The 15,182-nt window shown below is 55.1% G+C and carries 11 protein-coding genes; 5 read left to right on the forward strand and 6 right to left on the reverse strand.

Annotated elements, in window-relative coordinates; all coding sequences use genetic code 11:
- Positions 1-392 precede the first annotated feature (392 nt).
- Together U740_RS07115 and arfB are read right to left on the reverse strand one after the other, a co-directional pair.
- Positions 393-1,841 (reverse strand): mechanosensitive ion channel, encoded by a 1,449-nt coding sequence (locus U740_RS07115; protein WP_051921280.1) that lies wholly within the window; start codon positions 1,839-1,841, stop codon positions 393-395.
- A gap of 167 nt (positions 1,842-2,008) precedes the next feature.
- The gene (gene arfB, locus U740_RS07120; protein WP_456107054.1) at positions 2,009-2,437 is read right to left on the reverse strand and encodes an alternative ribosome rescue aminoacyl-tRNA hydrolase ArfB; all 429 of its coding nucleotides are present in this window, start codon (positions 2,435-2,437) and stop codon (positions 2,009-2,011) included.
- Positions 2,438-2,598: 161 nt separating this feature from the next.
- Between arfB and U740_RS12115 the strand changes: the two genes are divergently transcribed.
- The 3 genes from U740_RS12115 (at position 2,599) to U740_RS07130 (ending at position 5,461) form a co-directional block, all read left to right on the forward strand.
- Positions 2,599-2,973 (forward strand): hypothetical protein, encoded by a 375-nt coding sequence (locus tag U740_RS12115; protein ID WP_152556803.1) that lies wholly within the window; start codon positions 2,599-2,601, stop codon positions 2,971-2,973.
- A gap of 63 nt (positions 2,974-3,036) precedes the next feature.
- Positions 3,037-4,761 (forward strand): copper resistance system multicopper oxidase, encoded by a 1,725-nt coding sequence (locus U740_RS07125; RefSeq protein WP_081890876.1) that lies wholly within the window; start codon positions 3,037-3,039, stop codon positions 4,759-4,761.
- Positions 4,751-5,461, forward strand: coding sequence for a copper resistance protein B (locus U740_RS07130; protein ID WP_036859958.1), 711 nt, complete (start codon positions 4,751-4,753; stop codon positions 5,459-5,461). The genes U740_RS07125 and U740_RS07130 overlap by 11 nt, the downstream gene beginning before the upstream one ends.
- Before the next feature lie 18 nt (positions 5,462-5,479).
- Here the strand turns inward: U740_RS07130 and U740_RS07135 are convergent, their stop codons facing one another.
- From U740_RS07135 to U740_RS07150, 4 genes are all read right to left on the reverse strand, one after another.
- Positions 5,480-7,792, reverse strand: a complete 2,313-nt coding sequence (locus tag U740_RS07135; protein ID WP_268745565.1) for a heavy metal translocating P-type ATPase — start codon at positions 7,790-7,792, stop codon at positions 5,480-5,482.
- On the reverse strand, positions 7,782-8,240 hold the full coding sequence (locus tag U740_RS07140; protein ID WP_036859960.1) for a hypothetical protein: 459 nt from the start codon (positions 8,238-8,240) through the stop codon (positions 7,782-7,784). Before U740_RS07140 ends, U740_RS07135 begins: the two co-directional genes overlap by 11 nt.
- 158 nt (positions 8,241-8,398) lie before the next feature.
- Entirely contained in the window at positions 8,399-10,804 is a 2,406-nt protein-coding gene (locus U740_RS07145) for a phosphoketolase family protein (protein WP_235189834.1), read from the reverse strand.
- Positions 10,805-10,971: 167 nt separating this feature from the next.
- The gene (locus tag U740_RS07150) at positions 10,972-12,165 is read right to left on the reverse strand and encodes an acetate/propionate family kinase (RefSeq protein ID WP_200877062.1); all 1,194 of its coding nucleotides are present in this window, start codon (positions 12,163-12,165) and stop codon (positions 10,972-10,974) included.
- A 350-nt stretch (positions 12,166-12,515) separates the two neighbouring features.
- On the opposite strand from U740_RS07150, the gene U740_RS07155 reads away from it, so the two are divergent.
- Positions 12,516-14,372, forward strand: coding sequence for a putative nucleotidyltransferase substrate binding domain-containing protein (locus U740_RS07155; RefSeq protein ID WP_036859963.1), 1,857 nt, complete (start codon positions 12,516-12,518; stop codon positions 14,370-14,372).
- The gene (locus tag U740_RS07160; RefSeq protein ID WP_152556804.1) at positions 14,372-15,055 is read left to right on the forward strand and encodes an exonuclease domain-containing protein; all 684 of its coding nucleotides are present in this window, start codon (positions 14,372-14,374) and stop codon (positions 15,053-15,055) included. The genes U740_RS07155 and U740_RS07160 overlap by 1 nt, the downstream gene beginning before the upstream one ends.
- The last annotated feature ends 127 nt before the right edge of the window (positions 15,056-15,182 follow it).

Below are 15,182 nucleotides of genomic sequence, written 5' to 3' on the forward strand. Positions count from 1 at the left end.
AACGCAGCGAAATGTTCATCGACCGCAACATTCTCGTCATGCCGAATTTCTAAATTGCCAACCTGCCCCAGTTTGGGTGGTTGTGTCAGTTGGTTTGGCTGTGGCTTTGTAGACACCGGTGGTCTTGCTGCAGATAACAGATAATTAATTTTCACTTCAATCTCGCATAACTTGCTGCAATGAAACCTGATCAATATCAGTGAAAGAAAGTGCCGAAGTATACCAAGGAGCTGGTAGAAAGCCTGCGTTATCCCAAGGGCGCCGGGCAGGCACAGGATCACTAGATATTATTTCCCCCTTTGGGGCCGCTCTATGAGCGGCCTTTTTTATCTTATCGTCGAAAAAAACCCACCGGGTTGTCCCGGTGGGTAATTGCAGAACTGGTCAGACCGTTATTTCTTGACGCGATCCAGCAGTGACTGAACTTCTCTGCCAGCGATCTCCTTACTGCCCAAGCCAATCGCAATGGCTGCGCCGACAGCAACCGCACCAAGCATCAGGCCAAAGGCAATATTGATGATGTCCTGCGCAAGGCCGATCTGACGCAGCGCCATGGCAATGGTCAGAAACATGATGGCAAGGCTGGCAAGGTTGCCTGCTGCAGAGGGCATTCCCGCCTCGATAATCAACAGCCGTACTTTTCTGGCAATGAAAATACCGATAGCCAGAATCAGTGCACCCAACAGTACCTGAACGGCGAAACTGATCATGACGGTCACAATCTGGCTGAGGGGTTCAAAGCTCAGTAACTCAGTGGCACCCAGAATCGCGAACAGGATAATACCCAGCAGCACCAGGCTGCCTGCATACTGACTCGGGGTACGCTCCAGTCCCATCTTGAAGCCGAGCTTTTCAATTAATTGATTGAACCCGGCTGCTGTCAGTAGATCCGTCACCAGACTGGCAATCAGCTTGCCCACATAGTAAGAGATGGCGAGCACCAGCAAGGCCGCAAGGATGCCAGGCACGGCAGCAAAAATCATATCAATCATGTTTTGCGCGGGCGTGGAAATAGCTGCGATCTTCAGGGCTTCCAGCGATTGCACAATCACCAGCAGCAAAATGAAAGTGTAAATCAGTGTGCCAACCAGTGTGGAACATTTCTGCTGAATACCGGACTTCTCGCTTAGTCGGTCGATGCCAGAGGCGGCCAGCAGGCTACTGACAATCTGTCTTACCAGCTTGGCTACGAAATAACCAATGGCGAAGATCAGCAGTGCCGAGAGGATATTGGGCAGGTAGCTGAACAGCTTGTCGAACATGCTTTGCAGAGGGGCGACCAGACTTTCCATCTGCAAGGCGCTCAGCACCATTGGCAGGAAGAGCAGAAATACCAGCCAGTAACCGGCGGTAGCCAGAGATTGACTCACGGTTACCTTGTCTTCCTCATCGTGCTCAAGCTTGTTGAGGCGCTCGTCCAGTTTGCCCAGTGTGGCGCCTTTCTCAATGGCTTTTTTCACGAGCGCTGCCAGGACCCAGGCGAGCAGCAGCAGACCGAGTGCTGCAGCAAATTTTGGTAGGTAGGTAAAAATCTCGGTCAGTAACACATTTAATGGCTGTGTCACTGATTGAAGATCGAGCTTTTCAAAGAAGGAGATAAAGCCAAAGATCATGATGATCCAGAAGGCCGTCGTGGAGATGACCTTTTCCACGGGGAAGTCATCATTTAGCCCGACCGTGCGGGTGAACCGGTTATCCAGATCGGTTTTCAGCAGTAGCCGATGTGACAAGCTTTTGACAATCCGTGCTGCGATATAAAAGACGAGCAGGTATAAAACGGCCACCAGGAAGAGCAAAACAGGGCCTTCGTACTGGTTCCAGAAGCTGGTAATTTCACTCATAGCGGGATCCTTCTGTTTTTCTATTGAAAGACAAGCATAGGTGTCTTGGCCGTGAATGTCCAAAAACGGGCCTTTGGCGAGGTCAGGGATTTTTTGAATAGGACGGCAGGTATTTTTGAATGGAGCGAGGTCGGGACAACTGTATAAATTAAATAATCTGATTGTTTCTAATCGATGACTTTGCCGCGCAGGGCCTTCGTCTTACCGCGCTGGGTTTTGTTATCCACTCGCCGGGTTTTGGAGGCTTTTGTCGCACGGGTGGGTATGCGTGTTTTCTTGACTGCAGTGGCAGATAGAATAACGGCTTTGAGGCGTTCCAGTGCATCCAGCCGGTTTTTTTCCTGGGTACGGAATTGCTGCGCCTTGATCACAATCACACCCTCTTTATTAATCCGGCGGTCCTTCGTGACCAGCAGCTGTTGCTTGCAGTCATCGGGCAGGGACGATGCGTTGATGTCAAAGCGCAGGTGTATCGCCGATGAGACCTTGTTGACGTTCTGTCCCCCGGCTCCCTGGGAGCGAATGGCTGTCAGTTCAATTTCTTCGTCGGGAATAGCAATTTTTTTCGTGATGTCCAGCAACGTCCAATACTCCAATGTTTGCTTCAGGTTGAATTATAGGGAGGCAAGAGTCGTCAGCAAGTATGCAGGCGAGATGAGTTATCGGCGATTACAAGTCTCATGACAGCCAATAGATCAACGTTGTCCCGTCTAGCCGTCTCCTTGATAAATGTTTGGCAGCAAGCCATAGTATTCCCATGTCTGTTACCAAAACACACTGGGTTCTCTGGATCATCACCGCCTTTCTTTTGTCGGTGCTGGTGAATACCGCCCACGCCAGTTTGAACAGTCGTCATGACATATCTCAAAGGGCGGAGTTATCCCATAGTGCAGCGATGCCCTGCGAGTCCGAATCCGCCCATCCTGCAGGGGTGCAGCACGCAAATGGAAATAACCACAGCTGTATGTCCGATATATGCCATTGCGTGACCCAGGGTTGCCATTTGACGCCGATAGGCATTAATCCTCAGCTTGCCTGGGTGTTCCTGCCTCATCATCCCGCTCAGACACCGCTTCGGCAGAACCTGCTGAATGCCGGTCCCCACCGACTTGATCGTCCTCCCCGAAGCTGATTGTCCGTTGTTATCAACACCTCGCCGAGGTGCTGCAGGATAATTCATCTGAGGATTGAACAAATGTCATTATTTTCAAGGCTGTTGACGGCTTTCTGGATATCCATGATCGCCATAAATGCCGTCGCCAATATCACTGAGTATCACCTGGATATTGACCGCCAGACAGTCAATATCACAGGCAAGCCGTTACAGCGTATTACTGTTAACGGCAGTATCCCCGGGCCTGTGCTGGAATTCACTGAAGGTGATACAGCCGTGATTCATGTTACCAATAAAATGAAGGTGCCGAGCTCAGTCCACTGGCACGGATTGCTGTTGCCACCGGCAATGGATGGTGTGCCGGGCTTCAGCGGTTATCCCGGTATTGCACCGGGGGAAACTTTTACCTATCGATTTGAGCTTCGGCAAAACGGTACCTACTGGTATCACGCCCACAGTGGCACCCAGGAACAGGACGGCCACTACGGTGCACTGATTGTGCATCCCGAAAATCGCAGTCTGATTCAGGCGGATCGGGATTACGTGGTGGTGTTGTCTGATTTCAGTGAAGAAGCCAGTTCGCAAATCATGGCGAATTTGAAAAAAGATCCCCACTATTACAACTACTCCCAACGCACCCTCGGTGATTTTCTGGATGATGTGCGCAACCGCGGTCTGGCCGAGGCCTGGCAATGGGCTACCGAGTGGGGTGAGATGCGGATGTCGCCTACCGATATCGCGGATGTCAGTGGCTACACCTTTCTCATCAATGGCCGGACACCGGCGCAAAACTGGACCGGTTTATTCAACCCCGGCGAAACTGTCCGACTGCGTTTTATCAATGCTTCTGCCATGAGCATGTATGACGTTCGTATCCCCGGCCTGACAATGGATGTGGTGCAGGCGGATGGCCAATATGTTGAGCCTGTCACCGTAGATGAATTCCGCTTTGCTGTGGCAGAGACCTATGACGTGCTTGTCAGACCGACCACCGACACCGCCTTTACTATTGCCGCAGAAGCCATTGATCGCACCGGTTTTGCCATGGGCACTCTGGCGCCCCGTAGCGGGATGCGAGGCCCCGAACCGGAATCCCGGTCGCGTGCATTGCTGACCATGGGTGACATGGGTATGGGGCACAGTGAGGTTCAAGGCGCAGACGTTACCGGCAAGACCGCCATGACAGGCCATGCTGGCCACGGTATGGCGCAGCAGGACAATACCGTTTCGGCGAGCAGTGGCTGGGCCGATGCCGGTACGCCGCCCGGCCACAAGGCCCTGAGTTACGCCGATCTGCGGTCTTTGCGGCAGCAGACGGATACCCGTCCACCAGAGCGGGAAATTGTGGTTAGCTTGGGCGGTTCCATGACGCGCTTTATCTGGACCATCAATGGCCATAAGTTTGGTGACGAGGGCTTTAAACCACTGCAATTGCGTTATGGCGAGCGCGTCAAGCTGAGGTTTGAAAACACCTCCATGATGGCGCACCCGATGCACCTGCACGGCATGTTTGTCCAGCTGGATAACGGTCAGCCCGCCGAGCGATTGCCCAATAAACATACCGTGAATGTGCCACCGGGAAAATCCTATTCTGTATTGCTGACAGCAGATGAGCCGGGCGAATGGGCATTCCATTGTCACCTTCTGTTCCATATGGCGGCTGGCATGATGACCAAACTGGTAGTGGCGGAATACGATGTTGAGGTTGGGGAGAAAGCCACTGCAATATCCGATCCAGGCCCCGGGTCACCCTCATCCATGGACCACGAAGTTCAACAGCGTGGAGGGGAGCATCATGGGCATTAGTCAACGGTATTGTTCTGCGTTGGGGTTTTTTCTGCTGATATCCGTTGGTGCGTGGGCCGAGAATCCTCACCATCCCAGTCCCGTATTCCATGCTTTTTGGTTCGAGGCACAGCACGGCGGTGGAAGTGAAGGTGGTATTACCGATATTGAGCTGGATGGCTGGATCGGTGGCGATACGCACAAACTTTGGTTGAAAACGGATATCAAACAGCACAAGGGCGCTCTGCAGGAGAGTGAGTTCTGGGCGATGTACAGCCGAAATGTCAGCGAATTCTGGGATTTTCAGACCGGGATTCGCCTTGATACCCAGCCCGACTCCACGGGGTATTACACCCTGGGGGTCAGTGGCCTGGCACCTTACTTTCTGAAAACCCAGGCCCACCTGTTTGTCAGCGACTACGGCCATATCACGGCCCGGTTGAAACAGAGCACCCATCTGCTGGTAACCCAACGGGTTGGGATTGAACCGTACTACCGGTTGGAAATGGCGGCCCAGCGGGTGGCGCGACAGGCGCTGGGCCGGGGCCTGACCAATGGACGACTGGGTGTGCGTTTCAATTATGAAATTACCCGGGAACTGTCGCCCTATGTAGACATTCGCTATGACTGGAAATTTGGCGGCACATCGTCTATCGCCAACAACAACGATGAGCGTCGTGATCATTTTACCCTGTCATTGGGCGTGGCCCTGATGTTCTAGCCTGTGGATCATGCCCTGTCAGCTGAGCTTGACGGCTCTCAGGCGCAGGGCATTGCCAATCACGCTGACCGATGACAGGGACATCGCCGCTGCAGCAATGATCGGTGATAACAGTAATCCGGTGAACGGGTAGAGGATGCCCGCGGCAATCGGCACGCCGGCGGCGTTATAGGCAAAGGCAAAAAACAGGTTCTGGCGGATGTTGCGCATGGTGGCGCGAGACAGTCTGCAGGCATCGACAATACCCATCAGATCACCTCTCAGCAGTGTTACCCCAGCGCTTTCGATGGCGACATCGGTGCCGGTGCCCATCGCGATTCCCACATCAGCGCTGGCCAGAGCCGGTGCGTCGTTCACGCCATCACCGACCATGACTACAATGCGCTTCTGGTCCTGCAGACGGCGTACAGCGAGGCTTTTATCCTCGGGTAGAACCTCGGCCTCTACCTCATCGATATTCAATTGGCGGGCGATGGCCTCCGCTGATGTACGGCTGTCACCCGTCAGCATGACCACGCGAAGGCCGTCATGTTGTAAGGCACGAATGGCGGCTGCAGTGGTTTCCTTGATGGGATCTGCTATCGCAAACAAGCCTGCATATTGACCATTGACGGCGATGAAAATGACGGTTGCGCCGTCATGGCGAAGTGCCTCGGCACTGTCGGCGCAGGCTGACAGATCGATAGCTTCGCCTTCCATCAAAAGACGATTGCCCAGGATAACCTGTGTGCCCTCAATACTGCCGGTGACACCCTTGCCATTGAGGGCCTGAAAATCCTCGGGTTCGGACAGGGTCAATTCCAGCTCACCGGCTTTTGCCAGCATGGCCTCTGCCAGGGGGTGTTCGCTTGATCGCTCCAGGCTGGCACCAAGTCGCAGTAAGGTATCTTGATCAAAGCCCGAAGCAGGATGGATGCCGGTTACCTGAGGTCTGCCTTCCGTCAGCGTGCCGGTTTTGTCGATCACCACGGTATCCACTTTTTCCAGTCGCTCCAGTGCTTCGGCATTGCGAATCAGGACGCCCGCCTGTGCTCCGCGCCCGACGCCCACCATGATTGACATCGGTGTGGCCAGCCCCAATGCGCAGGGGCAGGCAATAATCAGTACGCTGACGGCTGCAATCAGGGCAAATGCCATCGGTGGGGTGGGGCCCCAGATCGACCAGACAATGAATGCGATGATGGCAATGAGTATCACGACCGGCACAAAAATTCCGGCGACCTTGTCCGCCAGACCCTGAATGGGCGCGCGCGTTCGCTGGGCGCTGGCTACCATCTGGACGATCTGCGACAGCATGGTGTCCCGGCCAACTTTATCGGCACGCATGATGAACGAACCCTGGCCATTGATACTGCCGCCGATAACCGTGTCGCCCGACTGTTTTTTGACGGCCAGTGGTTCGCCGGTCACCATCGATTCGTCGATATTGGAGCGGCCCTCAAGCACCTCACCATCCAGCGGCACTTTGTCGCCGGGGCGAACCCTGAGACGGTCGCCCACCTTGACCTGGTCGAGCGGGATAGTCGCTTCATCGCCCTGGCTATCCAGCCGCCGTGCCGTGGTCGGCGCCAGATTTAAGAGTGCCCGAATGGCCCCGGAGGTTTTTTCCCGGGCGCGCAATTCGAGTACCTGGCCCAGCAACACCAGCACGATAATCACCGCGGCGGCTTCAAAATAGACGGCGACCGAACCGTCCTGTTGGCGGAATGCCGGAGGAAAAAGATCCGGTGCCAGTGTGGCAAACAGGCTGTATAGCCAGGCGGCCCCGGTGCCGATGGCAATCAGGGTAAACATGTTCAGGTTGCGACGTAAAATGGAATTCCAGCCACGCTGGAAGAATGGCCATCCCGCCCACAGCACCACAGGAGTAGCGAGTAGCAATTGCACCCAGTTGGAAACCTGCGGTGATATCAGACTGTCGGTGTGAAGGAAGTGGCTGCTCATTTCGAGGATAAAGACCGGTAGCGCCAACATCAGCCCAAGCCAGAAGCGCCGGTTCATATCGAGTAGTTCTGCCGAGGGTTCGCTGTCGGCAGTGATTTCTTCCGGCTCTAGCGCCATCCCGCAGATCGGGCAATCGCCGGGTCCCTGCTGTTGAATCTCAGGGTGCATTGGGCAGGTAAAGAGTGCCCCCGGCAGGGTCTTTTGTTCTGCGGGCAGGCCGTCCAGATAGTGTGCGGGGTCGTTTTCAAACTTTTCCCGGCAGTGTGCGCCGCAGAAATACCAGGTTTCGCCGGCATGCTGGGAAAAATGCCTGGTCTCCCGTGGATTGACGGTCATGCCGCAGACGGGATCCTTAGCTTCAGTGCTTTCGGTTATATCAGAGATCACTCATTCTCCCTGTCTGGGTAGCCAGCCGCATCACTTCGTGTTCCTCCATTTCGAGTAACGATTCCAGCAGGCCTCTGGCTTCGGGAATTTCCGCTTTACTGGATAGCGTCCGGTAAAGGTCAATCATCTGCTCGTGCAAACTGAAAACCTCCTGACAGATATCATCAAAACCCAGCTTGCCAAAAGGGATTTCGCAGGGCTGGGAGATCTTGATCGGTTGGTGTGAGAGATAGTCGTATACATAGGTCTGCATCGCTTTCTGGTCTGCCTGCAGTTCAAACTGGGCGACCATTCGCTCCATCTCTGCCTCGTGATTCGACAGATAGGCAAGCAATAATTTGGCACGTTCTTCCTGATTCTCGCCGATACCCTTATCGAGACAATGTGCCAGATGCGCATGCAGCTGGCGGGTCCAGTCGATCAGTTCGGCAAAGGTTTTGATGTCCATCCTTACTCCCGTTATTTTATTGTTCAGTCTTGATGATTGATTTAAGTGTTCAATAAATACTTTTATACAGCGCTAAACGATTCACCGCCAACACAACTTTTACTCTACGCTGTCGGACTGGTATTTTGTGGTGATGTCTTGCCAAGTGAAACAGGTTGTCACGACGTTGTCTCTGCTCCTGTCCATCGCCAGTTGAGCACCTCTGGCATATCCTGCCCGTATTCATTGATATAGGCCTTGTGCGAGATCAATTTCTCATGGAGCTGCCGCTTCAAATCGACGCCCTGTTGACCAGTCTGGGGCAGGTAGTCGATGGCGGCCATGGCCAGATGAAAGCGATCCAACCTGTTTCGAACCGTCATATCAAATGGTGTGGTGGTGGAACCCTCTTCCTGGAACCCGTGTACATGCAGGTTCTGGTGATTATGGCGCCGATAGGTGAGCCGGTGAATCAGCAGCGGATAGCCGTGGTAGGCAAAAATAACCGGTTTGTCTGCCGTAAACAGGGCATCGAAGTTGGTATCGCACAAGCCGTGAGGATGTTTGCTGTCGGGCAGTAGGCGCATCAGATCCACCACATTGACGACCCGGATTTTCACCGCCGGCAATGCTTCGCGCAGGATAGCTACGGCTGCCATGGTTTCCAGGGTAGGCACATCACCGCAGCAGGCCATCACCACATCCGGTTCTTCTTCCCCCTCATTGCCGGCCCAGGACCAGATGCCGATACCGGCGGAGCAGTGTTTGACCGCCTGATCCATGGTCAGCCACTGGGGTGCAGACTGCTTGCCGGCTACGATGACATTCACGTAGTTGCGGCTGCGCAGGCAGTGATCGGTAACCGACAGCAGGGTATTGGCATCCGGCGGCAGATAAACGCGGATGATTTTGGCCTGTTTGTTGGCAACCACGTCAATGAACCCCGGATCCTGATGGCTGAAGCCATTGTGGTCCTGACGCCAGACATGGGATGACAGCAGGTAATTCAGGGACGCTATCGGTGGTCGCCAGGCAATATCGCCGGCCACATCCAGCCATTTGGCATGCTGGTTGAACATGGAATCTACAATGTGAATGAAGGCCTCATAGCAGGAAAAAAAGCCGTGTCGACCCGTCAGCAGGTAGCCTTCCAGCCAACCTTCACACTGGTGCTCACTGAGCATTTCCATCACTCGACCATCGGCTGCTACATGCTCGTCACCGGGTAGGATTTCGGCAGTGGAGCATCGGTTGGTCACCTCGAATACCGCATTCCAGCGGTTTGAATTCGTTTCATCCGGGCTGAATACCCGAAAGTTTTGCGGGTTGTGGGTGATGACATCGCGGATAAACTGTCCCTGCACCCGAGTGGATTCACAGTCCGCTCCACCGGGTATTTGCACCGCAACGGCATAGTCTCTGAAATCCGGCAGGTTCAGATCCTTTAGCAGCAGCCCACCATTGCTGTGTGGGTTGGCACCCATACGGCGTTCACCCTTGGGTGCCAGCGCCGCCAGTTCATTAATGAGTTTGCCCTGTTGGTCGAACAGTTCCTCGGGGCGGTAACTCCGCAACCAGGATTCCAGTATTTCCAGGTGCCCGGGGTGACGCATATCCCCCATCGGCACTTGGTGGGCGCGGAAAGTGCCCTCGGCAGGTTTGTCATCGACAGTTTTTGGACCCGTCCATCCTTTTGGGGAACGGAGAATAATCATTGGCCAACGGGGTCGCACTTTAAAGCCGTTATTCCGGGCTTCTGTCTGAATCTGATTGATCTCGATGATGGCGCTATCGAGTGTTGCCGCCATCTGTTGATGCATCGCCTCCGGGGAGTCGCCTTCCACAAAGTAGGGTTTGTAACCGTAGCCGGTAAACAATGCTTCCAGTTCATTGTGGGGAATCCTGGCCAGTACGGTAGGTCCGGCAATCTTATAACCGTTCAGGTGCAGGATAGGTAGAACCGCGCCGTCGTGCACGGGATTGAGAAACTTGTTGGAGTGCCAGCTGGTGGCCAGGGGGCCGGTTTCTGCTTCGCCATCGCCCACTACACAGGCCACGATCAGGTCCGGATTGTCAAACGCAGCGCCGAATGCGTGGGAGAGCGCATAGCCCAGCTCGCCGCCCTCATGGATTGAGCCGGGGGTTTCCGGCGCCACATGACTGGGAATGCCGCCGGGGAATGAAAACTGTTTGAACAGACGTTTCATCCCGATTTCATCCGGGGAAACTTCCGGGTACGTCTCACTGTAAGTGCCCTCCAGCCAGGTATTGGCCACAATGCCCGGTCCGCCGTGGCCGGGGCCTGTGATGTAGAGGATGTTGAGATCCAGCGCTTTGATGACCCGGTTGAGATGCACGTAAATAAAATTCAGTCCGGGCGTGGTGCCCCAGTGGCCGAGTAGCCGGGGCTTGATATGTGCCTGTTTCAGCGGTTCTCTGAGCAACGGATTATCCAGCAGGTAGATCTGTCCCACTGACAGATAATTGGCAGCACGCCAGTAGGCATCGATTTTTTGCAGCTGTTCCGCTGTCAGTGGCTGGTGATTCTGCACCATGCCGCTGTCCGCTGAATGTCGGTGTTGCATAGAATATTCCCTTGCCCGATAACAGAGTGTTCACCAGTGTTCATCATAGTCAAAAAAGCCGGATGTCAGCCACTGTTGACTTTGGGGTATGAACGACTCTGACCGACTTTCACTCGACCGATTGCAATGACGGATTGTCCGGTTGCAAATAGCTTAGCCGTGGATAATCAGGGCGCGAGTTGCAGGAGGCGGTGAACAGATCTGGCGATAATCAGCGCTTCATCGGTGGCAATCACGCGCACAGTGACCGCGCTGGTTTCGGTTGAGATCACTGCAGCATCGTCGGCATTGGCCTGGGGGTCCAGAGTAATGCCGAGATAGCCGAGTCCCTCACAGATGCGTGCGCGGATAGTCGGCGCGTTCTCGCCGATACCACCGCTGAAGACTAGTGTGTCGAGCCCCTCCAGGGCAGCGGTATAGCCGCCGAGCCATTTTTTGGTCTGGTAACAGAACAGAGCCAGCGCCTCCCTGGCTCGATTGTCGGTGTCCTCCATGGCCAACAGTTCCCGCACATCAGCGCTGGTTTCGGAAATTCCCAACAGGCCAGATTCACGACTGGCCAGCTGTTGGAATTCTGTCGCAGTAATATTTTCCCGTTGTTCCAGATAGCTGGCCACGCCGGGTTCCAAGTCTCCTGTACGGTTGCTCATGGGCAACCCGGAGGTCGGCGTGAATCCCATGCTGGTATCAATGCTTTTGCCATTGCGGACAGCGGCGAGGCTGGCGCCATTGCCGAGGTGGGCAAGAATCACAAGGCCTGCTGTTGCCGCTGGGTCGCCGAGGCTGACCAGTTCTTCCATCAGGTAGTTATAGGACAGGCCGTGAAAACCATAGCGTCGCACGCCCAACGCCTCGAAGCGGCGGGGAATGGGCAGCAGTTGTGCCACCCGAGGCATGCTGGTGTGGAACGCTGTATCGAAGCAGGCCACCTGTGGCAGGGAGGGAAAACGTTCCTGCAAAGCCTCGATTAACGCCAGCTCGCGGGGCAGATGCTCTGGTGCGAAGGAACTGATGCCTGCCAGTTCGGCCAGCAGTGCCGGGGTAATTCGCTCCGGCTCGGTATGTGCCAGACCGTGGACCAGTCGATGACCGATCGCCCGAGTCGATGAAACGATTCCCGATGATTCCAGCCAGTCGACAAAAAACGCAGCCATTGCCGCGGGATCAGCCGGCATATCGATGGCGCTGTCGACGGTCTCGCCCGAATTGGTCTCGACGATCAGTCGGGTTCCGGGGATACCGATTCGTTCAACCTGGCCATGCAGTATCTGTTGCAACGGCTCCCCAACCCGGTATTGGGCAAAGCGGATACTGGAAGAGCCCGCATTAATGATCAGCATGGTCGGCTTGCTTGCATCCAAAAAGCTATCTCCCTGTGTTGAGTCTGAGTGTTGTGTCGTCGCCCCGATTAACCGGCCTGGCATATGGATGTGTCAAGCCGAGTCAGTCCGGTTAATGCTTTTACCCAACAACAAAAACCTATCTCTGCTATTTCAGAAAGTCACGAATTTTCCGTTCCAGGACTTTTGTGGCAGGGAGCGGTACGGGTTCTTCGAGCGCCGCTGCCCCTTCTCCTTCTGATTTCTCCTTCCACTTTCGCCTAATTGTTACAGATACACTCTCGGGGCTATCTTTCAAATAGAATAGGGACTTTCAGCTAGAGTAACGGCTTTCGGCTAGAGTAACGGGTAATTGTGTTGAGACAGGTTTTATGACCGTCAGTGTAGAAGTGGCCGCAATCAGAGAATTTCTTGCCGGGTGCCCACCCTTTGATGAGCTTCCCGCGGAGACGCTCGGGCGCGCCGCCAGTAAAGTACAGATTGCCTATTACCGTGCCGGCGATCCCAGCGCGGTCCTCGACTACTCCAGCCCGCGTCTGTATGTGGTTCGCACGGGTGCGTTTGAGGTGCGCGACAGCGAGGGGCAGTTGCTCGATCGGGTGGAGCCCGGTGGTTACTTTGGTTATCCGTCGTTGCTGACCGGCGACGCCATTACCAACCAGTTGACAGTGATTGAGGACGGACTGGTTTACCAACTCGACGGGGACCTGTTCCAGGCGTTGCGCTCTGCCAGTCGACCCTTCGATCGTTTCTTCAATCGCGCGCATGCCAACCGTTTGCGCCATGCCGTGCGGTTTCGCGAACAGAGTTATCAGCTTACCCGTCGGGTTGGCGACATTTTCTCCCGCGAGCCGGTGGTCGCATCTGCCGATCAGACCGTTGCCGAGGTGGCGAAATTGATGACGACTGAACGGGTATCGTCTGTGATGATCGTGGACGACAGGGGTCGGTTGTGTGGTCTGGTCACCGATCGCGATTTGCGTATTCGTGTGGTTGCCGAAGGTCGCAGTGCGGACACCCCCCTGGCCGAAATCATGACCACGAATCTGGTCAGTGTTTCGGCGGAGAGCCTGGTCTTTGAAGCCACACTATTGATGACAGAGCACAACATTCACCACTTGCCAGTACTTCTCGACGGCAGTCCCGCGGGGATGGTGACCACCACCGATTTAATCAAGGCGCAAAAAACGGATCCCGTTCTCTTGATTGGTGAAATCGGCCATCAGGAGACGGTGGCCGGTTTACAGCAGGTGTCGCGGGATATTCCGGAATTGTTGGGCAGTCTGATCCGGGCCGGTGCCAGCGCCGACCAGGTTGGCCGTCTGCTGACCACCGTGACCGATGCCTTGACCCGGCAACTGATCCATCAGGCAATGGGCAAGCTGGGTGCTGCACCGACGGCCTTTACCTGGTTGGCCTTCGGCTCACAGGGCCGGCAGGATCAGGCCGCGATTTCCGATCAGGACAACGGCCTGCTACTCAGTGACGGAGCGACCGGGGAGGACGACAGCTACTTTAAAGCACTGGCGACTTATGTGAACGACGGTCTGGATCTCTGCGGTTACAAATACTGTCCCGGGGAGGTGATGGCCATTACCGATCGCTGGCGGCAACCCCTGGCGGGTTGGAAAAAACAGTTTCTCGGCTGGATTAATCAGCCGTCCACAAAGGCGCTGATGCATGCCAGTATTTTCTTTGACATGCGCTGTGTTTTTGGTGACAAGGCCCTGTTTGCGGACCTCCAACAGACGGTGTGTAACACCGCGAGGGGAAACGAAATTTTTCTGGCCAGCCTCACTGCCAACGCACTGAAACTGACCCCTCCGATGGGTTTTTTCAAACATTTTGTGCTGGAGCACAGCGGTGAGCACAAACACGCGTTTGACATGAAGTTGCGAGGCATCATGCCGATCAATGATATCGCCAGAATTCATGCGCTCGCTGCGGGCTCCACTGAAATACAGACACTGGCCCGTTTGCGTGAAGCGGCCGCCAACCGGCAGATCACCCTGAAAGATGCCCGCAACCTGATCGATGCCCACGAGTTTATTTCCCGATTGCGACTGGAACATCAGGGGGCGATGTTGAAGGCGGGCAGCAAGCCGGACAATTATCTCGATCCGAAAACACTATCGTCCCTGTCCCGTCACCAGTTGCGGGATGCGTTCGCAGTTGTTACCAGTGCCCAGGCCGCGCTGCGAGTCAAGTTTACCCGCGGATTGATGTAATGTTGGCCGGTTTGACTTACCAACTGAAGCAAAAGCGCCATCTGGCCCGGTGTCAGCATGGCCGGATGCGGGAGTACCTGCGAGCTGCTGCCCCGTCCAGAAAAGCGGATTTCAGAAAGGGCTGTTATCTGGCCGTGGATCTTGAAATGACCGGGATGGAGGTCGACTCAGATCATATCCTGAGCATCGGTTTCGTACCCATAGACAATATGAGGGTCATGCTGGCCGGTGCCCGGCACATTCTGGTACGCAGTCCCCTCGGCGTTGGTCAGAGTGCTGTGATCCACGGTATTCACGACAGGGATATGGTCGGTGCCAGCTCCCTGTCCGATGCCATGGATTGTCTGCTGGAAGCTTTGCAGGGCAGGGTACTGTTGCTTCACTACGCGGCACTCGATCTGGCTTTTTTACGGGAGGCCAGCCAGCGCCTTTACGGCGTGCCACTGCTGGCGATGGTGGTGGATACCCTGGTGCTCGAAAATCAGCGACTGCAACGTAACAGTACAGGTCAGCATGGGCAAGGTCTGCGGTTGTCGGATTGTCGCCGCCGCTACAACCTGCCCGATTATCATGCCCATAATGCGCTGGTGGACGCCGTCGCAACAGCGGAGCTGTTTCTTGCGCAAGTCGCCCACCGGTTCGGACCTGAGCATGCACCGCTGGCCCGGATAGTCTCCGGTTAAGATATATCCCGGCTTGTCGGATGGGGCTTTGCCCTGGAAAAATCCCTGTGACCTGTTATGCAAAGGTCGAATAGATGCTAGGCTTCATCTCCTTTAATCTGGGCCCCATAGAACTGATAACGAGAGG

The organism is Porticoccus hydrocarbonoclasticus MCTG13d, assembly GCF_000744735.1.
GTDB classification, from domain to species: Bacteria; Pseudomonadota; Gammaproteobacteria; order Pseudomonadales; family Porticoccaceae; genus Porticoccus; species Porticoccus hydrocarbonoclasticus.